Genomic DNA, 23,851 nt, shown 5'->3' on the forward strand with positions numbered 1-23,851 from the left:
TCAACCGGCCGCCGGTGCGGCCCGGTCCGCGCCGGTCAGCCCGGCGACGAGCAGCAGGTACGCGGCCAACTCCACCGCCACCGTCAACGCCGCCACCGGTTGCGGCATCGCCAAGGTGGGCGGGATGGCGTACCAGGCGAACAGGGCGGTGCCGTCAGCCGAGACAGGCAGGTGCACGGCCTCGATGCCCGCGTCGAGCAGCGGCAACGCGAGCACCGCCAGCAGTGCCGCGCCGGTCGCGGCGAGCCGTCGGCCCCGCCCGGCCAGCAGCACGGCGAGCGCCAGCGCGGCGAGTGCGAGCGCCAGCGGCGGCAGCACCGCGAGGACGAGCGCGGGCACGACGTCGGCCTGGTCGTACCCCGAACCGTCCGCCCGGGTCAGCGTGGTCTCGGTGCGGATCTCCAGGCCCGGGGTGACGGCGGCGACGGCGACGCCGATGTCGGTGACCCGGACTGCCGCGTACCCGACGACGGGTGCGGCGGCGACCGCGGCGGCGATCAGGTGCCGGCGCCGTCCAGGGCCCCGGCACGCGACCAGCAGCACCGCCACCGCGACAAGCGCCGCCCAGCTCCCGGCGAGCGCCGCGTCGAAGCCGGCCGTCCGGTCGACGGCGCTGTCGCCGCTGCCGTACACCGTCCAGCCGAAGTCCCCGGCGCCCGGCCCGGCCGGCATGGTGCGGACCGCGTCCACGATCAGCGGTGCGAGCGCCGCCGGCACCGCCCAGCGCGGGGCGGGCAGTCCGGCGGCGACGGCGTACGCCAGCAGCAGCGCCAGGCTCAGCACCTCCGCGCCGCGCCAGAGCGGTGCGGCCACCAGGACGCCGACGACGTGGGCGACGGCGGCCACGGCCGCAGGGATCAGCAGCAGCGGAGCACGACGCACCGGCGGATCCTTTCACGGCACACCGGGCCGCCACCGCCCCGTGATCGTCAGCTGCCGGCCGGCACCTGGTCCTTGATGTCGTCGTACCCGGCCGCGCCCGGCGCCGGCGCCGGGGTGTAGATCACCCGGATCACGCCGGTCGGGTACGCCTCCGTCGCGGCCACCCGCAGGTGGTACGGCGCGTCGCCCTCGTCGAACAGCCGGCGGCCCTTGCGGGCGGCGACCGGGTGCACCAGCAGCCGCAGCTCGTCCACCAGGCCCGCGGCGAGCAGTTGCTGCACCACCGAGATCGAGCCGGGAATGAGGATGCCCTTGATGCCGGCGTCGGCCTTGAGCGCGCGCACGGCGTCGGTCAGGTCGCCCTGGATCAGCTCCGAGTTGCGCCAGGAGAACTCCAGCGGCTGGCGGGACACGACGACCTTGCGCATGTCGCCGAGCTGCTTGGCGAACGGCGCGTCCTCACCGCCGGCGGCCTCCCGGTCCGGCCAGGCGCCGGCGAAGCTGTCGTACGTCTCCCGGCCGATCAGCAGCACGTCGGAGGTGTCGTAGTCCTCGGTGACGGCGCGGCCCATGTTGTCGTCGAAGTACGGGAAATGCCAGTCGGGGTCGATCTCGGCGACACCGTCGGCCGAGATGAACAGCGTGGAGATGACTTTGGCCATCGCGGTGCTCCTTCTCAGGTGGGTTCGACGGGTAGACCGCCGCACCGTGTCAAACTCATCGGCCCACGACGACGTCACCGGGGTCGGAACGTGAAATCCGGCGGAGCGCCCTCGCCCGCCCGGCGCCGCCAGCGGGTCAGCCCGGGGTGAGGACGCAGAACTCGTTGCCCTCCGGGTCGACCAGCACCCGCCACGGGATGTCGGCCCCGCCCAGGTCCGCGTCGGTGGCGCCGAGCGTCCGCAGGCGGGCGGTCTCGGCGTCCAGGTCGTCCGACGGGTACGGGCGGACGTCGAGGTGGACGCGGTTCCATCCGGTCTTCGCGTCGGCGCTGCGGGCGAACCGCAGGTAGGGCCCGACGCCCTGAGCGGAGCGCAACACCGCCTGCTGGTCGGTCACCTCGTGCACGGTCCAGTCGGTGGCCCGGCCCCAGAAGCCGGCCATGGCGCGCGGGTCGGCGCAGTCGACCACCACCTCGGCGATCGGCCCGGTGTCCGCGCGCCGCGGGTCCGGCTCCCGTACGCAGAACTCGTTGCCCTCCGGGTCCGCCAGGACCGTCCACGGCACGTCGCCCTGGCCCACGTCTGCGGGGGTGGCGCCGAGCGCGGTCAGGCGCGCGACCAGCTCCGTGTGGTGCGCGGGCGAGGTGGTCGCGAGGTCGACGTGGACGCGGTTCTTCGCCGTCTTGGGCTCGGTGGAGACGACCAGGTCGACGTAGAGGGCGCGGGGGTCCGGGTAGGTGAGGCCCGCGGGTTCGAGGTTCGTCACGCCGGGTTCCTCGCTGGAGATCTCCCAGCCGAGCACCTTCGCCCAGAAATCACCGAGCGCGACCTCGTCGTGTGCCTTCATGTTGATCTGTACGAGCCGGGTTGCCATGGCGGCGATGGTAGGTGCCGCGCCGGGTCGCCGTGGTCCCGGCAGGTGGTCAGGAATCGAGAAGCGGGCGCCCACCGCCGGGCCATAGCGTTGCTGCCAGGCGGTCGGCACCACGCGGACCGCGAGTAACGAGGGGGGATCGAGATGTCCGACGGGTTCACTGCCGAGGAACGCGCCGCGATGAAGGAGCGCGCGGCCGAGCTGCGCGCCGAGGGCAGGAAGGGCGCCAAGAAGGCCGACGACCTGCAGGCGGTGCTCGACCGGATCGCGCAGATGGCGCCGGAGGACCGCGAGCTGGCCGAGCGCGTGCACATGACGATCATGTCCGCCGCGCCGGAGCTGGCGCCGAAGACCTGGTACGGCATGCCCGCGTACGCCAACGCCGCCGGCAAGATCGTCGTGTTCTTCCAGGACGCGGGTAAGTTCAAGTACCGCTACTCGACGGTGGGCTTCCAGGAGGCGGCGAACCTCGACGACGGCGACATGTGGCCGGCGTCGTTCGCGCTGGTGCGGTGGAGCCCGGAGGTGGAGAAGAAGCTCGCCGAACTGGTGCGTACCGCCGTGTCCTGACCGTGCCGTCAGGCGGACGGCACGGCGCCGAGGGCGAGCGCGGCGGCGTCGCGGGCGCAGCCCCAGGACAGCATCACGCCGTTGCCCGCGTGGCCGTAGTTGTGCACGACGAGCGCGTCGCCGCGCCGCTGCGCCGCCACGCGCGGCGCCGCCCGGCCGGGACGCAGCCCGACTGTGTGTTCGAGGACCTCGGCGGCGGCCAGGGCGGGTTCGATCGCGACGCACCGGGCGAGGACGTCGGCCTCCTCGGCCGGATCGGGGGTGGTGTCGTCGCTGCGTCGCTGGCCGCCGCCGAGCACCACGTGGTCGCCGTGCGGGAAGATCGACGCCCAGGCCGGCGCCATCGGCGCCTCCATGAAGAACCGTTCCAGGCCGGGGTTGCGCACCACGATCCGGGGGCCGCGCACCGGGTACAGGCCGGTGTCGCCGGTCAGGGCCCGCGCCGCCAACCCGGCGCAGTTGACCACCACCGGGGCCAGCGTCGCCGCCTCGTCCAGCGAGCCGACCGGCTCCTGGCGCACCTCGCCGCCGCCGTCGCGGAGTCGCTCCAGGAGGTACGCGAGGTAGACCGGCATGTCGACCAGCGGCAGGCGGACGGTGAACGCGGTGCCGAAGCCGGCCGGCCGCTCGTCGTCGCCGAGCTGCCGGAAGCCCGGCGTCTGCTCGGCGTACGGGGGCGTCGCCCCGGCCGGCCGGGCGGCGAGCGTGCCGTCGCGCCACACCACGCCCGGCATGGGCTCGGCGCCGAGCACCCGCAGCGTCTCGTCGGTCCAGGCGCGTTGCGGGTCGCCGGGTGGCGACAGGTTCGGGCCGACGAGCGCCGACGCCAGCGCCGAGGTGGTGCGGGCGGGCGGCGCCGCCGTGCGGACGAGCACCCGGGCGCCGCTCTCGGCCAGCCGGATGCCGGTGCTGAGCCCGCTCACGCCAGCTCCGAGGACGACGACGTCCGGATGTGCGGTCATGGCGGGCCCCCATCGCGTCGCGGCTGCGGTCGCCCGCCCATTCTGCCCGGCGATCCCGCTCCCGTTTGCCCCGTCCGGCCGCCGTCAGTCGCTCAGCGCTGCCAGGAGTCGAGGCCGCGGACCGCGGCGGCGGCGATGTCGTCGGACAGGCCGGGGTCGTTGCTGGTGCCCTCCCAGCCCTGGTCGTGCACGACGGTGACCGCGTCGGCGACCCGGATCACGATGATCTGGCTGGTGGCCTGCCCTTCGGCCGGGCTGCCGTCGAGGCCGGTAGCCGGTCGCGTCACCGTCACCAGCAGGGCTTCGTCGCCGGTCCGGGTCATCGGCTCGGACCGGACGGTGACGGTGCCGCCCGACTCCTGGAACGACCGGCAGGACTCCATCGCCCCGCGGACCCGGCGCAGGTAGTCGGCGGCGCCGGTGCCCTCGAACGCGAAGACGGTCTGGTGCAGCGTGCCGAAGGGGACGTTCTCCGGCGGGTCCGTCGGCTTCTTGTAGGCGCTCGTCATGGCGGCGCTCGCGGTGACCGACCGTCCGCCGCTGCGGAACTCCTGGTCGCACAACTCGGGCAGCGCGTCGGTGACCTCCATCGGCTGCGCCTCGGTCTTGCGCAGCTCCGGCGGCAGGTCGGCGAAGGCGGACGTCGGGATCGTCACGCGCCCGCCGGACGACTGCGACGTCTCCGGCGTCGCGGGGGCGGTGGCCGAGGTCGCGCTCGGGTCCGCGGCGCCGCCGTCGTCCCCACCGCCGTCGCCGCACGCGCCGGCCAGCAGCGCGGTGACGAGCAGGGGTACGCCAAGCATCCGCCTACGGCGACTCGGTGTCCTCATGTCGACCTCCGTCCCGTGCCCGTCCCGACGACGTTCCCGATGCCACGCCGCCCGAAACGGCGCGCCAGTCCCCTGCTCCCCCAACTGCCGGGCGCCCCGTGGCGTTCCGGCGCGCAGCCACCTCTTGACATGTCGTTAGGCGCCTGACAATGTTGTCAGGTGCCTAACGACATGAACGCCTACGAGCTGGCCGCTCCGGGCGTCTGGGCGAAGAAATACTTCCTCGCCAGCCGGGCCCTGATGGAGTCCGTGCTGCGCCCCTACGATCTCGGGAACACCCAGTGGTACGTGTTGTACCGGCTGAGTGAGGGCCGGCCGGTCGGCCAGCGCACCCTCACCCGCGAACTGGAGGTCGAACGGGCGACCCTCAGCGCGGTGATCGCGGCGCTCGTCCGCAAAGGCCTGATCGAACAGGTGCCCGACCCGGACGACCAGCGTCAGAAGCAGCTGCACATCACGCCGGCCGGCGTGAACCTGTGGCACTCGCTCCCCGATCCGATGGCGTTGATCGCGGAAGTCGCCTTCGGCGGGGTCGACCCCGCGGACATCGAGACCATGAATCGCGTCCTCAGCGGCGCGACCAGACGACTGATCGACTACCGGAAGGAGCACGGGTCATGACCGTTCTCGTGACCGGCGGAACGGGCCTGGTCGGCCCCCGCCTGCTCGGGCGACTCACCGCGGCGGGTATCGAGTGCCGCGCCCTCGTCCGTCCCGGAAAAGCAGTGCCCGACGGCGTACGGCGCGTCGAGGGTGACGTCCTCAGCCCCGAATCCCTGCCGGCAGCCGTGGAAGGCGTCACCGCGGTCATCCACCTGGCCGCCGTCTTCCGCACCCGCGACGACGAGCAGATCTGGGCCGTCAACCGTGACGGCACCCGCAACCTGATCGCCGCCGTCGAGAAGCACGCGCCGCAGGCCCGGTTCCTGCTGGCCAGCACCTCCCACGTCTACGGCGCCGACAGCACCCACCCCGGGCGTGAGGACGACCCCGTCGCGCCGACGCTGGCCTACCCCGCCAGCAAGATCGAAGCCGAGCAGCTGCTTCGCGCCAGCGGGCTCACCTGGGGCATCCTGCGCCTTCCCTTCATCTACGGCGACCGGGACGGGCACCTCGAATCGTTGCCCGAACTCGCGGCCGGCATGGGGTGGCACCCGGCACAGAGGCTGAGCGTCTGCCACCACGCCGACATCGCCACGGCGTTCGCACTGGCCCTCACGGGCGCATTCGACAACCGCACCGTCAACATCGCCGACGAGTCGCCCCTGAGCATCTACGAGATGTCCCAGCTCGTCGGCTACTCCTACGGCTCCTCCGCCGAACCGCTCCGTCAGCCGTGGCGGGGGCAGATGGACATCAGCCTCGCCCGCAGCCTCGGCTTCACACCGACGATCAGCACCATCTACGAGGCCGTCCGCAGCGGCGCGCTCTGACCCGGCGCCAGCATAAACAAATGGTTGTTTGCGCAAACCTGTGTTTGCGCTAGCGTGAGGGCATGCGCTCCGATCCGGACCTCGATCTCGCCTTCGCCGCGCTCGGCGACCCGGTCCGCCGCGCCCTGGTGACCCGCCTCGCGCGCGGGGAGGCCACCGTGGGCGAGCTGGGTGAGCCGTTCGACCTGACGCCGCAGGCGATCTCCCACCACGTCGGCGTGCTGCGCCGGTGCGGCCTGGTCGAGCAGCGGCGGGAGGGCACCCGGCGACCCTGCCGGCTGCGCGTCGACCAGCTCACCCGGCTCGGCTCGTGGATCGACGAGCAACGCCGCGCCTGGGACGACCGTCTCGACGCGCTGGAGACGCACCTCTCCGACCCGGAGGCGACCCGGTGAGGACGCGCGTCGAACGGCACGGCGACGAGCTGATCGCCCGGCGGCACCTGCCCGCCGCGCCGGACCGGGTCTGGGCGGCCTTCACCTCGCCGGCGAGCATCGCCGCGTTCTGGGGCGGGTCGCACGCCAGCGTGCCGCCGGGCTCGGTGACCGTCGACCTGCGGCCGGGCGGGGAGTTCGTCCTCGACACACGCGCGCCCGACGGCCGGACCGGGCGGCTCCGGTTCGTCTACGTCAGCGTGGACCCGCCACGGGAGCTGGTCTTCGACGAGCCGGTTACCGGCCTGCGTACGACCGTCACGCTCCGGCCCGCGCGCGACGGCACCGACCTGACGGTGCACCAGCGCAAGCTTCCGCCCGAGTTGCGTACCGACCAGGCCGCGGACGGGCTCGCCTCGATCCTCGACGCGCTCGCCGCCCACCTCCGACACCACGACGATGGAGACGACAGTGCCCCGAGCAACCCAGCGTGACCTGGTCGCGGAATACTTCGCCGGCTTCCGGGCGAGCGACCACGAGCGCATCCTCGCCACCCTCACCGACGACGTGGAGTGGGTCATCCACGGCCACCGCACCACCCGCGGCCGGGCCGAGTTCGACGGCGAGATCGAGAACCCCGCGTTCACCGGCAGTCCACGGCTCGACGTCGAGCGCGTGATCGAGGACGGGCCGGTCGTCGTGGTCACCGGCGAGGGCCGGGGCGCCACCGTCGCGCACGGGCCGTTCCGCTTCGCCTTCAACGACCTGTTCACGTTCCGGGACGGGCTCATCGCCCGCGTCGACTCCTACGTCGTCCCGCTGCCCGGGGCGTGAGCGCCGCCTGACGCCCCGGTGAAGGCCCGCCGGTACGCCGACGGCGAGGTCCGCATCGCGGCGGTGAAGTGGTGCCGGAACGTCACCGCCGTCTCGAACCCCACAGTGGCGGCGACCTCCTCGATCGGCGCGCTCGTCGTCTCCAGCAGCGGCAGGCTGGCCTGGACGCGCCGGTCGATCAGCCAGCGGATCGGCGTGGTGCCGGTGGCCCGCGCGAAGTGCCGCAGGTACGTGCGGGGCGACATGTGCGCCTGCCGGGCCAGCCGGGCCACGGTGATCTCGGCGGTCAGGTTCGCCAGCGCCCACGACATGCTCGCGGCGAGCCGGTCGTCGCCGGGATCGGCCGGGACCGGCGCCTCGACGAACTGCGCCTGGCCGCCGTCGCGGTGCGGCGGCACGACCAGCCGGCGGGCGACCGCGTTGGCGATCGTCGGCCCGTGGTCGCGGCGTACCAGGTGGACGCAGAGGTCGAGACCGGCCGCGCTGCCGGCGCCGGTGAGGACGTCCCCGTGGTCCACGTACAGCACGTCCGGGTCGACGCGTACCGCCGGGTGCCGCCGGGCGAGCAGGTCGGCGTACCGCCAGTGGGTGGTGGCCCGGCGGCCGTCGAGCAGGCCCGCGCCGGCCAGGGCGAACGCGCCCGAGCAGATCGACACGATCCGGGCGCCGCGCCGGTGCGCGGCACGCAACGCGGCGGTCAGCCGGGGCGACGGGTCGGCGTGCACGTCGGCGACGCCGGGCACGATCAGCGTGCCGGCGCCGGCGAACACGTCGAGGCCGTGGTCGGTGTGCAGCGTGGCGCCGCCGACCAGCCGCACCGCGCCGGGTGTCTCCGCGCAGACGGTCAGCTCGTACCAGGGCACGTCGAACTCCGGGCGGGGCAGGCCGAAGACCTCGGTGACGATCCCGGTCTCGAACACCGACATGCCCTCGTACGCCAGCACCGACACGGTGGCACGGTTCATGGCGGGATGTTAGCGAAGGGCGGCGCTCACGCCACTGGGGCGGCCGGACGGCGGTCGGCACGATGGGTGCCATGTCGAACGTCCTGCGCATTCCCGCCGCCCGCCCCGCCGACGCCGTCGCCCACTACGCGGCCCGGCTCTCCTTCCAGGCCGACGTCAGCGACGTGCACGCCGATCTGGAAGCGGGCGTGACCGGCCTGGTCGTGGTCGACTCGCGCAGCCTCGCGGCGTGGCGGCAGGGGCACATCCCCGGCGCCGTCCACCTGCCCACCGCGCAGATCGCCGACCGGGCCGCCGAGCTGATCCCGGCGGACGCCACGGTGGTCACCTACTGCTGGGGACCGGGCTGCGACGGCGCCACCCGTGCGGCGCTGGAGTTCGCCCGGCTCGGCCGGCCGGTCAAGGAGATGATCGGCGGATACGAGTACTGGGTGCGGGAGGGCTTCCCGGTACGCACCGACGCGGGGCTCGTCCGCCGGCCCGCCGACGACCTCACCGCGCCGGCCGGGGCGTCGTGCGGCTGCTGAGGGCGTGTCGGTTCCGTACAAGACACCGGGTGGCGGGCGTTCCTAGCATTGCCGCATGCGTGATCTTGTCTACACCGGATTCATGTCGCTCGACGGCGTGGTGGACTCCCCCGGCGGCGGCCCGGGCGAGGACCACCGCAGCGGCGGCTGGGTCGTCAAGGACGTCGAGTTCCTGCCCGAGGCGTTCTCCCTCAAGGGCGAGGAGCTGGCGCAGACCACGGCGCTGATGTTCGGCCGGCGCAGCTACGAGGCGTTCGCGCCCACCTGGCGCGACTCCGAGGACCACGCCGCCTACCGGGACCTGCCGAAGTACGTGGTGTCGTCCAGCCTGCCCGACGACGCGCTGGTCGACGGCTGGGGACCGACGACGATCCTGCGCTCCACCGCCGACGTGGCCGCGCTCAAGCAGGGCGACGGCGGCGACATCTTCATCCACGGCAGCGCGGAACTCGCCCGCCGTCTCGCCGAGGCGGACCTGATCGAGCGGTACCACCTGCTCGTCTTCCCGGTGCTGCTCGGCGCCGGCAAGGGCCTGTTCACCCGGGCGGACCGGGACCGGCAGACGCTGCGGCTGCGCGACAGCGCCGCCTACCCCAACGGCGTCGTCAAGCTGATCTACGACGTGACCCGCTGAGCCGGATCCAGCGCGATCGCCCCACCGGCGCCCGCGCGCAGCTCACCGGCCGTCCGTCCGACGTACCGGCGCAGCGCGCGGGCCAGGTGCGGCTCGTCCACGTACCCGAAGGCGGTGACCGCGTCGGCGGGCGGGCGGCCCGCGGCCAGCAGCACGGCGGCGCGGCGCGCGCGGTCGATCTGCCGCACCGCGCCCCGGGTCAGCCCGGTCGCGGCCCGGAACCGGCGTTCGACGGTACGCGGTGACGCCGGTGGACGGCCGCCGCGCAGGGTCTCGGTGACGAGCGGGTCGCGGACCACCACGCCGGCCCGGACCAGCCGCTCGACCAGGGCCTCGGCGTCGTCCGGGCCGGGTGTCTCCCACCAACCGCCGTCGAGGCGGAACGTCCGGCGGCTCACGTCGGGCAGCTCGGCGCCGCTGTCCACAAGCTCAGGCGTGGGTACGAGCCGCAGCGAGGTGCCGACCGCGAACTCGATACCGACGAAGCTCGCGCCCTCGGGCACCGGCGCGGCGCCGGTGGCGGTCTCGGGGCCGGAGACGGCCGCGTAGGAGCGCCCGTCGCGCTGCCAGAACACGAGCCCCCAGCACGGCGTCGCCACCGAGGTCATCTCGTCGACCCGGTCGCTGACGCAGGTCCACACGGTGTCGATCCAGGCCGAGTCGGACGCCCGTGTGGTGAACCGCAGCTCCACGGCAGGAGCATACGGCGACGGTCAGCGGGCCGGGGTCTCGTCCCGGGCGGGGTAGCCGAGGATCTCGGCGAGGTCACCGGCGGCGGCCGTGTACGCGGCGTAGATGTCGTCGTCGAAGTGGTTGCGCCAGTCGCCGGACGCGCCCTTGCGGTAGTGGGAGATCCGCCCGGGGGTCTCCTTCGACTTCTTCATCTTGGTGAAGCTGTAGCGGGCCAGCAGGGCCTCCAGCTCGGCCGGCGGCAGCGTGATCCCACAGTGCCGCAGAAGCTGGTCGACCTCTTCGGCCTGCCGCTCGCCGGTCAGGTCCTCGTAGCGGAACAGCCGGAACGTCTCGTCGCTCGGCGCGACCGCCCAGGACCGCATCTGCCCGAACTGCTTCTTGTCGCGCAGCCGGTCGATGACGTAGAGCATTCCCTCCTTCTTCGGCAGTTCCTGGAGGGCCTTGCGCGCCTGCGGGATGTCGCCCATCGGGGCGTGCGAGTTGCGCAGCGAGAAGTAGCTGGACACGACCACGTCGCGCGGGTCGCGGATCACGAAGAACGCGCGGTAGCTGCCGGCCTTGGGCACCGCCTCGAACCGCTTGTGGGAGAGGAAGATGGCCAGGCCGATGCGGCCGGCGGGCACCGGCGCGGTCGCGCCGCCGGAGTAGAAGCGCGGGTCGTAGGGCAGCAGCCCGCAGTGGCGGTAGACGGCCGGATCGCTGAACAGCGCCTTGATCCACTGGCTGCCGGTCTTGCGGACGGTGCAGTGGAAGATGTTGGCGAACTCGCTGCGGGCCGCCACCGGAACGGTGAGTCGCATACGGGCGTTGCGCGCTTCCATCTGCGCCCGCCGGGCCTTGACGCGCAGAGAATTCGGCGAATTGTGCTTGGCGAATTCAACGGCCCGATTAATCATTTCCCAACCTCATCCGGACCCCGCGGAGCAGGGGCAGCACGAACACCTTTCCGCACGCCACGCAGGTGAAATCCGCAGACCTCGCCTGCTCCGCCCCGCGCCCCGACGCGCCGCTAGGAATATCCCCGACGGTCCGATTAATGTCAATCCCGGTCACCTGGGAGAACGCTGAAAATCTACAATTTCCATAGGAATTGCGGAATGGGCGTGACGGGCCCCACGGCGACTCGCGCACCGGCACAATGAGCGCCGTGCTCACCCCCGCCCGCGACCTGCTGACCGCCCTCGATCCGCTGTCCCACCGCGACCGGACGCGGCGCCTCGTGGCGTGGGCACGCACCGCGCCCAACCGGGCACAGGTCTGTGCCGACCTGCGCCGGCACGGACCCTACGAGCGGCGTCTCGCGCTGCTCGCCGCGCTGGCGACCCGGGACACCGCGGCCGTCCTGGCCGCGACGTCCGACAGGGATCCGTCGATCGCCGCCACCGCGCTGACCGCCGCCGTGCGGGCCGGCGTGACGCCCGCCGACCTGACCGACCGGCCGGCGGCCACCCGCCGGCGGGTCTACCGGGCGCTGCGCCGCCGCCCGGCGCCGGTCCTCGCCGACGCGCTGATCACCACGGTCCGCGACCGGTTCGGCGACCACGAGGCCGCCGCGCTGCTGCCGGCCTGCGGCGCCGAGACGGTACGCGCCCTGCTGCCCGACCTGGAACACGCGCTGAACCCGGAACGGCTGATGCGCCGGCACGCCGACATCGTGCTCGCACGGGCCGGCGAGCGGCTGGCCACGGCCCCGCCCGAGTCGCGCGGGCGGATCTGGGGCGAGGTCGCCGGCGCGGTGCTGCGGGCTGATCCGGCGCGGGCGCTGGACCTGCTCGACCGGTACGCGCCCGAGGATTCACTGCCCGGCCCGCTCATCGCGTACGGGCGGCTCGCCGCGCACGACGCGAGCCGGGTCGTACGCCTGCTCACGCCGCCGGGGCGCGCGGCCTGGCTGGCCCGGATCGCGCTGCCCCGGGCGCTGCTACGCCGCCTCGCCGCGCTGCCCACCGGCGACCTGATCCCGCTGGCCGCCCGGCTGCGGGAGCACGACCATGCGCTGGCCGCGTTGCTGCGCGCGGTCGCGCCGAGCCGCCGCGCCGAGCTGTACGACGCCGCGCTCGCCGACACCGACACCACCGCGCTGCTGCCGGGCGCCCAGGTGATGGAGGTGCTGCCGGCGGCGGTGCGGGCGCGCGAGGCGGGCCGGGTGCTGACCCTGCCGTCCGTCCGCGAGCGGGAGGAGCAGGTGCGGTTCTGGAGCGCGTACCTGCCGTGGCCGGCGGCGTCCGCGTCGGCGAGCGCGGCGCTGCGCTCGGGCGACGCGGACGAACGGGCGGACGGCTGGCGGCTGCTGGTGGCGGCCGCGCGACGCTCCCGCGACCCGCGCACGGTGGCCCAGGTGGTGGTCCGGCTCGGCCGGCTGCGCAACGAGCAGGACCCGGTACGCGCGGCCGCGCTCAAGCTCGCCACTGTGGCGCCGCTGCTCACCGCCACGACCGCGGGCGGGCTGACCGGGCTCACCACCGACGTGGTCGACGCCCGGGACACCTCGGCGGCCACCACCAACGCGTTGAGCCGCCTCGCCGCCGAAACGCTCACGTACCACGTCGACGTGCCGGAACTGGCCGAGTGGGCGCTGCTCACCATCGACCTGGTGAGCAGCGACGCGAACGTGCCGATCCTGCACCGGCTCGACACGGTGCTGCGGCGCGGCCAGGAGACTGTGGTGTTCGGCCGGCTGCGCGACCGGCTCGAGTCCGGCATGACACGCGCGCGGTACGGGCTGCTGTTCGCGCTCACCCACGCGCTCGGCCGCCGCGCCTGGCGCCTGCCCGAGCTCCAGGACCTGCTGCGCCGGGCGATCGGGCCGGACACGCTGCCCCCGGTGGCCCGGACGGCGGTCGCGCTCTGGCTCGCCGACCCGCATACCCGCGCACGGCGCGTCGAGGAGGTCCTCGACGTCGACGCCTCGGCGGTGGCGATCCACGAGGTGTGGACGACGATCTGCACGTCCCGCACCGACCTGCTCGACCGGGTGCTGGACCGGCCCCCGCGCGGCCGGTTCGTGGAGAAGGGAAAGCGGTGGGTGCCCGACACCGCGCCGCACGCCCGGCGATGGCTCCCCCGCCAGCAGGAACGCTTCGTGTCGCTGCAGGCGCGCGTCGTCGCCGACTCCGGTCACCGGGTGTGGCAGCGGGCGGCGGCGGTCCACGCCGCCGCCGCAGCCGGCCCGGCCGGACGGGAGCTGGTGCTGCGCCACCTCGACGCACCCGAGGTGCCGGTTGCCGAGGCGGCGCTCGGCGCGCTGGTCCGGACCGACCGGCCGGACGAGGCGTTCCCGGTGCTGCTCCGGTACGCCGACAGCGACCGGGCGCGCGTCGCGCTGTACGCCGCCGGGCGGGCCGCACGGCATGTCCCGCCGGCCCGGCTCGCCGAACTGCTGGGCGGGGTGCTGACCGGCACCGCGAAGGTCACCAGCCGCAAGGAGGCCGCCCGGCTCCTGGCCCGCTACGCGCCGGTGGACATGCTGGCGACGCTCGCCGACACGTACGCCGACCCGGAGACGCACCGCGACGTGCGGGCGGCGATCGTCTCCGCCGCGCGGCAGCGGCTCGGACCCGAGGCGAGCTGGACCGTGCTGCGGGCGGCGGTGCACGCCGGCCGCGAGGAGCGGCGGGCGGTGCTCGGCGCGTACCCGTCCGGGATCTCGGAACGCCACCGCCGCGCCTACGCGGCGTTGCTCGTGGCGGCGTGCCGGGCCGAGGACCGGGAGGTCCGGCGGGCCGCGTTCGCCGCGCTCGGGGAATGGTGGCCGTGGCTGACCGGCGTCACCGACCTGATCGTGGACCGGCTCACCGACCCGGACGAGACGACGCCGAGCATCGGGGTGGCGAACCTGCTGCGAGCCGGTGGTGACACGGTCTTCCGGGCCGCGCTGGAGCGGCTGGTCCAGCGGGACGCGGCCGACGACGATCCGGGCGGTCCGGTGACCGACCGGCCCGCCCGGCGGCGGATCGAGCTGCTCGCGGTCGGCGCGGCTCTGTGGTCCGCCAGCCGGCCCGCCGGCGCCGACCGGGCCGGGCTGGTCGCGGCCGCGTGGTGGCTCGCCGGCCGGGACGGCTTCCTGGGTACGGCCACCCGGCTGCTCGTCGACCTCGGCCGGCTGGACAACCTGGACGAGGTCGCCGCGCTCTGCGCCGGCCGCCCGGTGGTAGCGGTCCGCACCGCCGAACACGTCGGCCACCGGCTGCGCGACCTGCGGCAGCGGCCCGACCCGGCGGTACTCGCCGACACGGTGGCCCACCTCGGCGGGCGCGGCGACCTCGCCGGTGGGCTGTTCGCGGTGGCGCTCGTCGCACACGGGTCGGAGTTCGGCTGGAGGACGCCGTGGCGGGACCTGCTGATCGGGTTGCGCCGCCATCCGGACGCGGACGTGCGGGAGGCGGCGTACACGCTCGACATGAGCTGACCAGGCCGGACGTCGCCCTATGCTCGGGGCGTGACGCTTCAGCGGATGGACCACGTCAGCGTCGTGGTGGACGACCTGCCGGCCGCGATCGCCTTCTTCACCGAACTCGGGATGGAGGTCGAGGGCGAGATGCCGGTCGAGGGGCAGTGGGTGGACCGGGTCAACGGCATCGACGGCGTGCGGGTCGACATCGCGATGATGCGCACGCCGGACGGCCACGGCAAGCTCGAACTGACGCGGTTCCGGGCGCCGGCACTCGTCGCCGCCGAACCGCCGGCCGCGCCGCCGAACACGCTCGGCCTGCGGTCGGTCATGTTCGCCGTCGACGACGTCGACGACACGGTGGCCCGGCTGCGGGCCCACGGCGGTGAGCTGATCGGTGAGGTGGCGGACTACGGGGACGTCTACCGGCTCTGCTACCTGCGCGGCCCGGCGGGCGTCATCGTGGCGCTGGCCGAGCAGCTGAGCTGACGCCTACCGCGCGTCGACCGCGGCCAGCACTGTCATCGCCTCGCGTTCGCGTACGGCCAGGTCGGTGAGGACCGCCGACGCGCGGGTCAGGTGGACCGCGTCGCCGGTCCGCCCGGCGGTGGCGATGTGGTCAGCGACGGCGGTCCACAGCGGCGCGATGTCGGCGTACATCAGCTGCGCCCGGCGCAGGTGGGCGTCGCCGGTGACGGTGGCGGCCTCGGCGAGGAAGTCCCGGTACATGGCGCGGAACAGCGCGCCGCCGGTGCCGCCGCGTTCCATCAGCGTCGCGGCGAGCGGCAGGTCACGTGCCGAGTCGGCGGCGCGGTCCAGCCAGCGGGTCACCCGGGCGGCGGCGGTGGCGATCCCCCGGTGGCCGAGGTTGGCGATCGGCGGGCCGAGGAACGCCCCGGCGTTGGCGCGTACCGCCGCGCGGATCGCCGTGCCCAGGTCCGGCGGGCCGCCGGGCGCGGTGAGCGTGTACGACAGGTGGCGCGCGGTCATCGGCCCCCGCGCGGCACGGGCCCGGGCCAGGCTGTCCAGCGTGGTGGTCACCGCGCCGCCCTGCTGGGCGGTGTCGACCAGGTGGGCGTGGGTGTCGTCGTAGCCGTAGATGGCGACGGTGTGCCCGCCGAAGTGGACCCGGGTGGTGAAGTAGTCCAGGTGGTACGAGTCCAGTTGCAGGCCGACCGGCTGCCCGGCGTCCAGCGCGTCGGTGACGTCGCGCCACGCCTTCGCCGCCGACGTCGTCTCCCGTACCCGAAGGTCCAGGCCGAGGCGGTCGGCGGCGGCGCGGGTCACGCACAGCGGCTTGGTGCGCCCGCCGAGGAACGGCACGTCCATGCTCTTGGCGTCCCAGTAGACGAAGCCGAGCCCCTCGCCGAGGCCGAACAGCATCGGCTCGGAGAGGTCCAGACCCGCGTGCCGGGTCAGCACGCCGAGCGTGGTGGTCTCGCAGTGCAGTCCGGGGCGCGGCGTCACGTCGTCGAGGATCACGTCGCCTCCTGTTCCGCCGGCTCGGCTGCGGCGTTCGGGGCGGGCGGGGACAGCAGCGGGCGCAACGGCCCGTCGCCGGGGACGCCGGGCATCCGGCGGGCCACCCCGGCGAGCAGGTCGGCGGCCTGGACGCGCGGGTCGTCGCGCGAGTCGGTCATCACCAGCCCGGCCAGCGGCGACGGGCCGGCCGGGTCGCCCGCGGCCAGCGCCGCCTGGAGGCGGCGGAGCCGGCCCTCGGTGAGCGCGCTCTGCTCGTCGTGGACCACCAGCACCCGCCGCCGGCCGGCGCTCCAGTGCAGGACGGTCTCGGCCAGCGCCGGCAGCAGCGGTTCCAGCGGTGGCGGAATCGTCCGGTCGCCCGCGAACAACCGGGCCTGGACGGCTGCCACGCGGGCCGGGTCGAGCGCGTCGAGGACCGCGCCGGCCCGCGTGTCGTCGACGTGGTGCCGCAGCACGTCGCGCGCCGCGAAGAACCGCTCGACGCTCCGGTCGTCGGCCCGGTCCCGCCGCTTGGTGCGCAGCATCTCGACCACTGCGGCGAGGAAGGCCGCCCAGTCGGGCCCGGCCGCCCGCCCGGCCCGGTGCAGCGCCGCCGCGGCCGGACGCCGGTCACCGGCGAGGCGGGTGCCCGCCGCGTACGAGGGCTCGGCCAGCAGCAGGTCGACGACCCGGGTGGCGAGGAAGAACTCCTTGTCGACGAGGTGCACGTGGGCCCGGCCGCGTAGCGCCGCCAGGAACCACTGCACCGCCTCGGCGGCTTCGCGGCGGCGCAGGAACTGCCGGGACTTGACCTCGTCGGGCGAGAACCGGAACCCGGACCGCAGCGTACGGATCAGCTCGGCGGCCTCGTCGCGGCCCAGGTCGACACTGGCGTGGACGATCACCGGGGTGGCCGGGTCGAGCAGGTTGGTGCCGGAGAAGCCGGACTCGTCGCAGGCGATCTCCACCACCGGCCCGGTCACCGCGCCGGGCGGCGGCAGCCCGCCCTGAAGCGGCAACCTGGTGGTGGACGTGCCCCCGGCCATGCCGACATGTTCACCCGCCGGGCGCGCCGGGGCCAGCAGATTCGGCCACGCCGGCGTCATTCCAGCGGCCGGTAGATCGCCGCGAGTCGCGGCAGACGGGCGCGCATCTGCTCGTCGTCGTCGAAGTCGAAGTCCTCCCCGGCCGGGTCGGCCGGCGATGGGCCGGGAGCTGCCCGGTCGGCGGCGTCGAGCGCCTCCCAGAACGCGTCCGTGCCACCGCCGGTCGCCGCCGCGTACGCGTCGCCCGCCGCGCCCAGCACCGCCTCGCAGTCGAGCGCGTCGTCGTCCGGGTCGACACCGGCGTCGGCGAGGGAGTCGGGATCGGCGACGGCCCGCTCCCAGACCGCCCGTCCCTGCGCCACCAGCCAGCCGCGGAAGTAGTCGAACCCGTCGTCCGAGCAGCCGCCGCGCATCAGGTAGGCGGCCGCCCACAGATCCCAGCGCCACCCCTCCGACGTCACGTCGTCGTATGCCTGCTCGAAGCCCACGATCGCCGCCGGACTCAGCGCCGACAGCTCCGCCACCAGGTGCCGGGCCACCGCGTCGGCGCCCTCGGCGGTGACCGTCTCGCGGCCTGCGGCGCGGCGCGCCCGCTCCACGATTTCCCAGAACGTCTCCCGATCCACGGCGGGACCGTACGCCGCCCCACCGACAAGCTGTCAGCGGCCGTGTCAGCGCCGTGTCAGGGCGGTGGCGGTACGGCCGCCCATGGTGGTCGCATGACGAGTTCAGCGATAGCGGTCTCCGGGCTGCGCAAGGCGTACAGGGACAAGGTGGTGCTCGACGGCATCGACCTGGACGTCCCCGCCGGCACGATCTTCTCCCTCCTCGGCCCGAACGGGGCCGGCAAGACGACTGCCATCAACATCCTGACCACGCTGATCCGCGCCGACGCCGGATCGGTGCGGGTCGCCGGGCACGACGTGGTCACCGAGGCCAGGGCGGTACGCGCGGCGATCGGCGTGACCGGGCAGTTCGCGGCGGTGGACGAACTGCTCACCGGGCGGGAGAACCTGCAACTGATGGTCGACCTCGGGCCGCGCCACCGGGTGAGCGGCAAGCGGGTCGTCGCCGAACTGCTGGAACGGTTCGACCTGGTCGAGGCCGCCGACAAGCTGGTGTCGACGTACTCCGGGGGCATGCGCCGCAAACTGGACCTCGCGATGACGCTGGTCGGCGAGCCGCGGATCATCTTCCTGGACGAGCCGACGACCGGGCTGGACCCGCACAGCCGCCGGACCATGTGGTCGATCATCAGGGAGCTGGTCGCCGGCGGCGTGACAGTCTTCCTCACCACCCAGTACCTCGACGAGGCCGACCGCCTCGCCGACCGGATCGCGGTGCTCGACCAGGGCCGGCTGGTCGCCCAGGGCACGCCGGAGGAGCTGAAGCGCCGGATCCCCGGCACGCACGTGCGGTTGCGGTTCGGCACCGGCGCCGAACTGGACGCGGCGGCGCTGGTGCTGCCCGAGGCGGTACGCGACGAGGAGGCGCTGGCCCTGCGCGTGCCCACCGACGGCGGAACGGCGGCGCTGCGCGCCCTGCTCGACCGGCTCGACGCGCACGCGATCAGCGCCGACGACCTGTCCGTCCAGACCCCCGACCTCGACGACGTCTTCCTGGCCCTGACGGGCCGTACCCCGGAGGTGGCCGCCAAATGAGCCGCAACCATTCGGTTGTCATGCTGCGCCGCAACCTGACGCACCTGCGCCGCAACCCGACCTCGGTGTTCAACGCCGTGCTGATGCCGATCATCGTGATGCTGATGTTCGTCTACATGCTCGGCGACGCGTTCTCCGTCGGCGTCGACTACGTCGACTACGCGACGCCGGGCCTGATGCTGCTGGCGGTCTGCTACGGCCTCGGCGGCACCGCGACGTCGGTGAACTCCGACATGACGAAGGGCATCATCAACCGGTTCAAGGTCATGCACGTGTCCCGGGGCGCGGTGCTGACCGGCCACGTCGTGGCCACCGTGCTGACGAACGTCCTCGCGGTCGCGGCCCTGGTCGGGGTGGCGTTCCTGCTCGGCTTCCGCCCGGCCGCCGAGCCGCTGCACTGGCTCGGTGCGGCCGGCGTGGTGGTGCTGCTCAGCGTCGCGGTCAGCTGGTTCACCGTCGCGCTGGGCCTGTTCGCCAGGACGCCGGAGTCGGCGGGCATGGCCTCCGTGCCGCTGGTCCTGCTGCCGTTCTTCAGCAGCGCGATCGTGCCCGCCGACAAGATGGGGCCGGGCCTGCGGCAGTTCGCCGAGTACCAGCCGTTCACGCCGATCATCGAGACGCTGCGCGGCCTGCTCGAGGGCGCGCCGTCGGCCGGCGACGTGATCCCCGCGCTCGCCTGGTGCGCCGGCATCGCTGTGGTCGGCTACCTGTGGGCGCGGTCCACGTTCACGAAGCGAGCGTGACCTCGACCAGTCGCTCCCAGCCGGTCTCCCGGCCCTGCGCGACCGCCTCGGCGAACCCCGCGTCGCCGAGGCGGTCGCGCGCCGCCGCCTCGATCCGGGGCACGTCGGGGTGGGTGCGGTCGGGCTGGCCGCGTACCGCGGTGGCGGCGCCGAGCAGCCGCGCCGCCTGGTCCGGCCGGTCCAGCCGCACCGCCAGGTCCGCGACACCGACGAGCACCTGCGCGGTCAGCGGCGCGTAGCCCCCCTCGCGCGCCGCGCGGCACGCCGCCGCCCGATGGGTACGCGACAGCTCGACGTCCTCAGCCAGGTAACCCAGCAGATCCTGGGTGCCCGCCCGGACACTGGCCAGGTCCGCCTCGTCGCCGAGCAGCGCCGACACGGACCGCAGCTGCGCGTACGCCTCGTCCGCGTCACCGTCGTGGCGGGCCAGGTACGCCCGGACCAGCGCCAGTTCGGCCAGCGCCCCCGGCCAGGCGACCCCGGCGGCGAGCCGGTGCGCCTCGGCCAGCGCGTCGGCGCTCGCCGCCTCGTCGCCGCCCAGCCGGTACAGCCAGGACAGCCGTGCCCGCATCCGGATCACGTCCTCGACGGCGCCGACCTCGGTGACCGCCGTGACCGCCTGCTCGTAGTAGTCGCAGGCGGCGGCGACGTCACCGCGCACGGCGATCAGCTCGGCCAGCTCGCTGAGCGCGAATGAGATCCCGAAGCGTTCGCCCACCGCCCGGAACTCGGCGAGCGCCTGCCGCAGGCACGCCTCCGCCTGCGCCGCCTCCATGCCGAGGATGACCCGCAGCTTGCCCAGGTGCAGCCGGGCCAGCGCGCGTACCCACGGATCCTCGTGGTCGAGCAGCGACTCCCAGGCGGGCAGCAGCGCGTCCGGCTCCCGCAGCATCCGCTCCATCGGCACGACCAGGGCCAGCTCCGGGTGGCCGCCGCGACCCTCCCCGCTCAGCCGGTACGCCTTGTGGATCCACTCGGCCGCGTGCTGCGCGTCGCCCGGCCCGGAACTGAGGAACAGCACCACCAGTCCGTACACCACGGCCCGGGTGTCGTCGGGCACGTCGCCGGGCGCCTCGGTGGCCGCGATGATCAGCTCCATGCCCTCGGTGCGGTGTCCGCCGAGCCACCAGTACCAGCCGGCGCCGGCGGCGAGCCGCATCGCCTCGGGTCCCTCACCCGCGGCGAGCGCGCCACGCATCGCGGCGGTGATGTTGTCGTGTTCGGCGTCCAGCCGGGCGAGCCAGGTGAGCTGGTCGGCGCGGCGCAGCCGCGGCTCGGCGGTCTCGGCCAGCGCGGTGAAGTACGCCAGGTGCGCGCGGCGCGCGGTGTCCGCCTCCCCCGCCTCGGCGAGCCGCTGCGCGGCGTACTCCTTGATCGTGCCGAGCATCCGGTAGCGCGGCGCGACGTCGCCGGCGGCGACCAGCAGCGACTTCTCGGTCAGCGCGGTGAGCAGGTCGAGCACGTCGCCCGGCGCGACGGCACCGCCGGCGCAGACCCGCTCGGCCGCGTCCAGGCCCGCCCCGCCGGAGAACACCGACAGCCGGCGGAGCACCGCGCGTTCGGCGTCGCTGAGCAGTTCCCAGCTCCAGTCGACCATCGCGCGCAACGTCCGGTGCCGGGGCAGGGCGGTCCGGCTGCCGCCGGTGAGCAGCCGGAACCGGTCGTCGAGCCGGGTGGCGAGCTGGTCGACGGACATGGCGCGCAACCGTGCCGCGGCCAGCTCGATGGCCAGCGGCATGCCGTCGAGCGCGCGGCAGATCCGCGCCATGGTCGCCGACGTGTGGCCGTCGTACGCCAGGTCGCGGCGGACGGCGGCGGCCCGGTCCCGCAGCAGGCGCACGGCGGGCGACGACTCGACCTCGGTGGCAGTGGCGTCGCCGCGGGGCAGGCCCAGCGGCGCGACCGGCCACAACGCCTCCCCGGTGATGCCCAGCGGCTCCCGGCTGGTGGCCAGGATCCGCAGCCGCCGGCACTCGCCGAGCAGCCGGTACGCCAGCGTCGCCGCCGCCTCGACGACGTGTTCGCAGTTGTCCAGGATCAGCAGCATCTCCCGGTCCCGGATCGCCGCCACCAGCCGGTCGAGCGGTTCCGCGCTGCCCGCGTCGCCGAGCAGCGCGTCCCGCAGGCCGAGCCCGGAGATCGTCGCCTGCACCACGTCCCCGTCGGCGCTGACGGCCGCGAACTCCACCAGCCACACGCCGTCCGGCAGGTCGCCGGTCAACCGGCGCCCGGTCTCGGTGGCCAGCCTGGTCTTCCCGGAGCCGCCCGGGCCGGTGAGCGTGGTGAGCCGGTGCTCGGCCACCAGCGCACCGACCGCGGCGAGGTCGGCGTCCCGGCCGACGAAGCTGGTCAGCTCGGCGCGCAGGTTGGTCCGGCGGGTGTCCTCCCGGCGTACCGTCTCGCCGCGCAGCAGCGCGACGTGCAGCGCCGACAGTTCCGGTGACGGGTCGGCGCCCAAGGCGTCGGCGAGCGCGTCGGCGGTGCGCCGGTAGACGAGCAGCGCCTCGGTGTCCCGGCCGGCCGCGACGAGCGCGCGCATCAGCGCCATGGCGAGCCGCTCGCGCACCGGATGGGCGGCCACCAGGTCGGTCAGCTCCGGGATCAGGTCGGGCCCGGTCTCCGCGTCGTACCGGTCCTCGGTTGCGGTCAGGCGCAGCCGTTCCAGCCGGGTGGCCGCCGCGTCGAGCGCCGGGCTGTCGGGCAGGCCGATGTCGCGCAGCGCGTCGCCGCGCCACAGCCCGAGCGCCTCGCGCAGCAGCAGTACCCGCTGCGGCCCGTCGCCGTCGCGGGCCCGCAGCAGCAGGCGTTCGAACCGTACGGCGTCGACGGCATCGGGCTCGACGGCGAGCCGGTAGCCGTCGGGCAACCCGTCGACGACGCCCGCCGGCAGCGCCTTGCGCAGCCGGGAGACGAGGCGTTGCAGCGCGTTGGCGGCGTCGGCGGGCGGCTGCTCGCCCCAGATCCAGTCGACGAGCGTCGCCTTCGGGACCACCCGGCCGGGCTGGAGCGCGAGGGCGGCCAGCAGCCCGCGCAGCCGCGCGCCCGGCACGTCGGCCGGGACACCGGCGTCCGTGGTGACCTGGAACGGCCCGAGCAACCCGATCTGCACCCGGCCGATCCTGCCACGCCCGGCGATTCGATCCGGTCCGCCGGGCGCGGGGGTCAGGTGGCCAGGCGCAGGTGCCGGCGCTGCCGCACCGCGGCGGCCCTCACCTGGTACGGGGCATCCCCGGGCGGCGGATCCTGATAAGTTGCGCGCTCCGCACGGGTTCGACGGGGGAATGCGCATGTCCGACACGGGGGCCGGATCCGATCAGGGAGCGGCGGGGGGCGCGGAACAGCGGGCCGAGACCGCCTGGATGCCGCCGGCCGGCGAGCCGCCGGCCGGCGAGCCGTCGGCCGATCCCGGCCCGCCAACGCCGCCCACTGCGGCTCCAGGTTACGAGCCGCCCACGGCCGCTGTGGGTTACGGGCCGCCCACTGCGGGCCCGTCGTACGGACCGGCCACGCCGTACGGGCCGTACCCGCCGCCCGGTCCGCCGTCGACCGGCCGCAACCGTGGTCTGGTCATTGCCGTCGCGGCGCTGAGCGTGTTGCTGCTGGTGGCGTGCTCGGGCCTGGTCGGCGGCGCGTTCCTGCTGCGGTCCTCCGAGCGCCGGGCCGCCGAGCCGGAGCCGATCGCGCCGCCGGTGACGCCCTGGCGGTCGTCCGGCACGACGCCCACTCCGGGTGCGACAGCGAGTGTGGAGCCCTCGACGCGCGGGCCGCAGCCCAGCGACTTCCCGGCGGCGCAGATCTCCGACCTGAACGACGTGTGCGACGGCGTCCTCTACTTCCCGCAGTCGCCGAAGCGCGCCGGGGCGGCGCCGCACCCGGTGGCGCTGCTCGTCGGCACCGACACGGGCACGGGCCGCCGCCACGACCAGGTCTACTACTACGACGAGGGCCTGTCGAAGCGGGTGGAACGGACCTGGGCGTCGGAGGACCCGAAGGTCGTGCAGATGGTCGCCTGCCTCGACCGGACGAGCACCGGCACGACGATCCGCAAGTGCCGCTACGACGACCCGAAGCCGGACACGCTGACGCTGCTCAAGGCCACCTACCGCCTGCGGGCGTACGAGGTGGCGACCGGGCGCCGGCTGCTGGACAAGACCATGGGCGGCGACGACCAGCAGTGCCCGTACGTGGTCCTGTACGGACCGGACAAGAAGATCTATGCCGAGGTGAGCCACCGGTCGCTGCTGTCCGCGCTGCGCAACCTGGTCAAGCGGTAGGCCGCGGGCCCGGCCCGATCACGGGCCGGGCCCGCG

General features: G+C 74.5%; 25 protein-coding genes. 13 read left to right on the forward strand and 12 right to left on the reverse strand.

The genetic code is table 11. The features are described 5' to 3' along the window. From DQE82_RS17775 to DQE82_RS17785, 3 genes are all read right to left on the reverse strand, one after another. Positions 1–882 (reverse strand): hypothetical protein, encoded by an 882-nt coding sequence (locus DQE82_RS17775; RefSeq protein ID WP_113973247.1) that lies wholly within the window; start codon positions 880–882, stop codon positions 1–3. A 47-nt stretch (positions 883–929) separates the two neighbouring features. Further along, positions 930–1,544, reverse strand: coding sequence for a dihydrofolate reductase family protein (locus DQE82_RS17780; protein WP_069089984.1), 615 nt, complete (start codon positions 1,542–1,544; stop codon positions 930–932). 136 nt (positions 1,545–1,680) lie between these two features. Next, the gene (locus DQE82_RS17785) at positions 1,681–2,418 is read right to left on the reverse strand and encodes a VOC family protein (protein ID WP_113973248.1); all 738 of its coding nucleotides are present in this window, start codon (positions 2,416–2,418) and stop codon (positions 1,681–1,683) included. Positions 2,419–2,562: 144 nt separating this feature from the next. Here DQE82_RS17785 and DQE82_RS17790 point away from each other — a divergent pair, with 144 nt between their 5' ends. Next, on the forward strand, positions 2,563–2,988 hold the full coding sequence (locus DQE82_RS17790) for an iron chaperone (protein WP_043325168.1): 426 nt from the start codon (positions 2,563–2,565) through the stop codon (positions 2,986–2,988). A gap of 8 nt (positions 2,989–2,996) precedes the next feature. Here DQE82_RS17790 and DQE82_RS17795 read toward each other — a convergent pair whose 3' ends face one another. Next, positions 2,997–3,950 carry an FAD-binding oxidoreductase gene (locus DQE82_RS17795; protein WP_113973249.1) on the reverse strand — a complete coding sequence of 318 codons (954 nt, stop codon included), beginning with the start codon at positions 3,948–3,950 and terminating at the stop codon, positions 2,997–2,999. Positions 3,951–4,042: 92 nt separating this feature from the next. Continuing rightward, positions 4,043–4,753, reverse strand: coding sequence for a hypothetical protein (locus DQE82_RS17800; protein WP_113973250.1), 711 nt, complete (start codon positions 4,751–4,753; stop codon positions 4,043–4,045). A gap of 198 nt (positions 4,754–4,951) precedes the next feature. Between DQE82_RS17800 and DQE82_RS17805 the strand changes: the two genes are divergently transcribed. From DQE82_RS17805 to DQE82_RS17825, 5 genes are all read left to right on the forward strand, one after another. Further along, the gene (locus DQE82_RS17805; protein ID WP_113973251.1) at positions 4,952–5,401 is read left to right on the forward strand and encodes a MarR family winged helix-turn-helix transcriptional regulator; all 450 of its coding nucleotides are present in this window, start codon (positions 4,952–4,954) and stop codon (positions 5,399–5,401) included. Next, on the forward strand, positions 5,398–6,213 hold the full coding sequence (locus DQE82_RS17810; protein WP_113973252.1) for an NAD(P)-dependent oxidoreductase: 816 nt from the start codon (positions 5,398–5,400) through the stop codon (positions 6,211–6,213). The genes DQE82_RS17805 and DQE82_RS17810 overlap by 4 nt, the downstream gene beginning before the upstream one ends. A gap of 62 nt (positions 6,214–6,275) precedes the next feature. After that, entirely contained in the window at positions 6,276–6,608 is a 333-nt protein-coding gene (locus DQE82_RS17815) for a helix-turn-helix transcriptional regulator (protein WP_064447430.1), read from the forward strand. Beyond that, the gene (locus DQE82_RS17820) at positions 6,605–7,081 is read left to right on the forward strand and encodes an SRPBCC domain-containing protein (RefSeq protein WP_113973253.1); all 477 of its coding nucleotides are present in this window, start codon (positions 6,605–6,607) and stop codon (positions 7,079–7,081) included. Before DQE82_RS17815 ends, DQE82_RS17820 begins: the two co-directional genes overlap by 4 nt. Further along, positions 7,059–7,421: a nuclear transport factor 2 family protein gene (locus DQE82_RS17825; RefSeq protein ID WP_043325175.1), complete on the forward strand. Its 363-nt coding sequence runs from the start codon at positions 7,059–7,061 to the stop codon at positions 7,419–7,421. Before DQE82_RS17820 ends, DQE82_RS17825 begins: the two co-directional genes overlap by 23 nt. Here DQE82_RS17825 and ftrA read toward each other — a convergent pair. Beyond that, positions 7,394–8,386: a transcriptional regulator FtrA gene (ftrA, locus tag DQE82_RS17830; RefSeq protein ID WP_113973254.1), complete on the reverse strand. Its 993-nt coding sequence runs from the start codon at positions 8,384–8,386 to the stop codon at positions 7,394–7,396. The genes DQE82_RS17825 and ftrA overlap by 28 nt on opposite strands. Before the next feature lie 62 nt (positions 8,387–8,448). On the opposite strand from ftrA, the gene DQE82_RS17835 reads away from it, so the two are divergent. Continuing rightward, positions 8,449–8,913 carry a rhodanese-like domain-containing protein gene (locus DQE82_RS17835; RefSeq protein WP_043325177.1) on the forward strand — a complete coding sequence of 155 codons (465 nt, stop codon included), beginning with the start codon at positions 8,449–8,451 and terminating at the stop codon, positions 8,911–8,913. Between the two features lie 55 nt (positions 8,914–8,968). Beyond that, positions 8,969–9,547 (forward strand): dihydrofolate reductase family protein, encoded by a 579-nt coding sequence (locus DQE82_RS17840; protein WP_064447426.1) that lies wholly within the window; start codon positions 8,969–8,971, stop codon positions 9,545–9,547. Here the strand turns inward: DQE82_RS17840 and DQE82_RS17845 are convergent. Further along, positions 9,529–10,239 carry a helix-turn-helix domain-containing protein gene (locus tag DQE82_RS17845; RefSeq protein ID WP_113973255.1) on the reverse strand — a complete coding sequence of 237 codons (711 nt, stop codon included), beginning with the start codon at positions 10,237–10,239 and terminating at the stop codon, positions 9,529–9,531. The genes DQE82_RS17840 and DQE82_RS17845 overlap by 19 nt on opposite strands. Before the next feature lie 21 nt (positions 10,240–10,260). Next, on the reverse strand, positions 10,261–11,136 hold the full coding sequence (locus tag DQE82_RS17850; protein WP_113973256.1) for a sulfotransferase domain-containing protein: 876 nt from the start codon (positions 11,134–11,136) through the stop codon (positions 10,261–10,263). Positions 11,137–11,378: 242 nt separating this feature from the next. On the opposite strand from DQE82_RS17850, the gene DQE82_RS17855 reads away from it, so the two are divergent. Continuing rightward, positions 11,379–14,648, forward strand: coding sequence for a hypothetical protein (locus DQE82_RS17855; protein WP_113973257.1), 3,270 nt, complete (start codon positions 11,379–11,381; stop codon positions 14,646–14,648). Between the two features lie 45 nt (positions 14,649–14,693). Continuing rightward, entirely contained in the window at positions 14,694–15,119 is a 426-nt protein-coding gene (locus tag DQE82_RS17860) for a VOC family protein (RefSeq protein ID WP_113973258.1), read from the forward strand. Between the two features lie 3 nt (positions 15,120–15,122). Here the strand turns inward: DQE82_RS17860 and DQE82_RS17865 are convergent, their stop codons facing one another. The 3 genes from DQE82_RS17865 to DQE82_RS17875 are packed head-to-tail and all read right to left on the reverse strand — an operon-like array spanning position 15,123 to position 17,763. Further along, positions 15,123–16,112, reverse strand: coding sequence for a BtrH N-terminal domain-containing protein (locus DQE82_RS17865; RefSeq protein WP_113973259.1), 990 nt, complete (start codon positions 16,110–16,112; stop codon positions 15,123–15,125). Then, positions 16,109–17,137 (reverse strand): DUF3800 domain-containing protein, encoded by a 1,029-nt coding sequence (locus tag DQE82_RS17870; protein WP_113973419.1) that lies wholly within the window; start codon positions 17,135–17,137, stop codon positions 16,109–16,111. The genes DQE82_RS17865 and DQE82_RS17870 overlap by 4 nt, the downstream gene beginning before the upstream one ends. A gap of 56 nt (positions 17,138–17,193) precedes the next feature. Further along, the gene (locus DQE82_RS17875) at positions 17,194–17,763 is read right to left on the reverse strand and encodes a DUF4240 domain-containing protein (RefSeq protein WP_113973260.1); all 570 of its coding nucleotides are present in this window, start codon (positions 17,761–17,763) and stop codon (positions 17,194–17,196) included. A 93-nt stretch (positions 17,764–17,856) separates the two neighbouring features. Between DQE82_RS17875 and DQE82_RS17880 the strand changes: the two genes are divergently transcribed. Together DQE82_RS17880 and DQE82_RS17885 are read left to right on the forward strand one after the other, a co-directional pair. Next, positions 17,857–18,798, forward strand: coding sequence for an ATP-binding cassette domain-containing protein (locus DQE82_RS17880; protein ID WP_113973261.1), 942 nt, complete (start codon positions 17,857–17,859; stop codon positions 18,796–18,798). After that, on the forward strand, positions 18,795–19,541 hold the full coding sequence (locus tag DQE82_RS17885; protein ID WP_113973262.1) for an ABC transporter permease: 747 nt from the start codon (positions 18,795–18,797) through the stop codon (positions 19,539–19,541). The genes DQE82_RS17880 and DQE82_RS17885 overlap by 4 nt, the downstream gene beginning before the upstream one ends. On the opposite strand, the gene DQE82_RS17890 is transcribed toward DQE82_RS17885, so the two are convergent. Next, positions 19,525–22,650, reverse strand: coding sequence for a BTAD domain-containing putative transcriptional regulator (locus DQE82_RS17890; RefSeq protein ID WP_113973263.1), 3,126 nt, complete (start codon positions 22,648–22,650; stop codon positions 19,525–19,527). The two genes, DQE82_RS17885 and DQE82_RS17890, sit on opposite strands and share 17 nt — an antisense overlap. Before the next feature lie 178 nt (positions 22,651–22,828). Between DQE82_RS17890 and DQE82_RS17895 the strand changes: the two genes are divergently transcribed. Next, positions 22,829–23,815, forward strand: a complete 987-nt coding sequence (locus DQE82_RS17895) for a hypothetical protein (protein WP_113973264.1) — start codon at positions 22,829–22,831, stop codon at positions 23,813–23,815. Positions 23,816–23,851: the final 36 nt, after the last annotated feature.

The organism is Micromonospora sp. LHW51205, from assembly GCF_003315815.1.
Taxonomy (GTDB): domain Bacteria; phylum Actinomycetota; class Actinomycetes; order Mycobacteriales; family Micromonosporaceae; genus Micromonospora; species Micromonospora chalcea.

What these genes read in the sequence shown, in the direction of transcription:
- DQE82_RS17885 (WP_113973262.1), top strand. Translation starts at nt 18,795, where the DNA reads ATGAGCCGCAACCATTCGGTTGTCATGCTGCGCCGCAACCTGACGCAC.
- DQE82_RS17855 (WP_113973257.1), top strand. Translation starts at nt 11,379, where the DNA reads ATGAGCGCCGTGCTCACCCCCGCCCGCGACCTGCTGACCGCCCTCGAT.
- DQE82_RS17870 (WP_113973419.1), bottom strand. Translation starts at nt 17,137, where the DNA reads ATGGCCGGGGGCACGTCCACCACCAGGTTGCCGCTTCAGGGCGGGCTG.
- DQE82_RS17785 (WP_113973248.1), bottom strand. Translation starts at nt 2,418, where the DNA reads ATGGCAACCCGGCTCGTACAGATCAACATGAAGGCACACGACGAGGTC.
- DQE82_RS17795 (WP_113973249.1), bottom strand. Translation starts at nt 3,950, where the DNA reads ATGACCGCACATCCGGACGTCGTCGTCCTCGGAGCTGGCGTGAGCGGG.
- DQE82_RS17800 (WP_113973250.1), bottom strand. Translation starts at nt 4,753, where the DNA reads ATGCTTGGCGTACCCCTGCTCGTCACCGCGCTGCTGGCCGGCGCGTGC.
- DQE82_RS17780 (WP_069089984.1), bottom strand. Translation starts at nt 1,544, where the DNA reads ATGGCCAAAGTCATCTCCACGCTGTTCATCTCGGCCGACGGTGTCGCC.
- DQE82_RS17810 (WP_113973252.1), top strand. Translation starts at nt 5,398, where the DNA reads ATGACCGTTCTCGTGACCGGCGGAACGGGCCTGGTCGGCCCCCGCCTG.
- DQE82_RS17790 (WP_043325168.1), top strand. Translation starts at nt 2,563, where the DNA reads ATGTCCGACGGGTTCACTGCCGAGGAACGCGCCGCGATGAAGGAGCGC.
- DQE82_RS17850 (WP_113973256.1), bottom strand. Translation starts at nt 11,136, where the DNA reads ATGATTAATCGGGCCGTTGAATTCGCCAAGCACAATTCGCCGAATTCT.
- DQE82_RS17805 (WP_113973251.1), top strand. Translation starts at nt 4,952, where the DNA reads ATGAACGCCTACGAGCTGGCCGCTCCGGGCGTCTGGGCGAAGAAATAC.
- DQE82_RS17815 (WP_064447430.1), top strand. Translation starts at nt 6,276, where the DNA reads ATGCGCTCCGATCCGGACCTCGATCTCGCCTTCGCCGCGCTCGGCGAC.
- DQE82_RS17860 (WP_113973258.1), top strand. Translation starts at nt 14,694, where the DNA reads ATGGACCACGTCAGCGTCGTGGTGGACGACCTGCCGGCCGCGATCGCC.
- DQE82_RS17835 (WP_043325177.1), top strand. Translation starts at nt 8,449, where the DNA reads ATGGGTGCCATGTCGAACGTCCTGCGCATTCCCGCCGCCCGCCCCGCC.
- DQE82_RS17880 (WP_113973261.1), top strand. Translation starts at nt 17,857, where the DNA reads ATGACGAGTTCAGCGATAGCGGTCTCCGGGCTGCGCAAGGCGTACAGG.
- DQE82_RS17840 (WP_064447426.1), top strand. Translation starts at nt 8,969, where the DNA reads ATGCGTGATCTTGTCTACACCGGATTCATGTCGCTCGACGGCGTGGTG.
- DQE82_RS17895 (WP_113973264.1), top strand. Translation starts at nt 22,829, where the DNA reads ATGTCCGACACGGGGGCCGGATCCGATCAGGGAGCGGCGGGGGGCGCG.
- ftrA (WP_113973254.1), bottom strand. Translation starts at nt 8,386, where the DNA reads ATGAACCGTGCCACCGTGTCGGTGCTGGCGTACGAGGGCATGTCGGTG.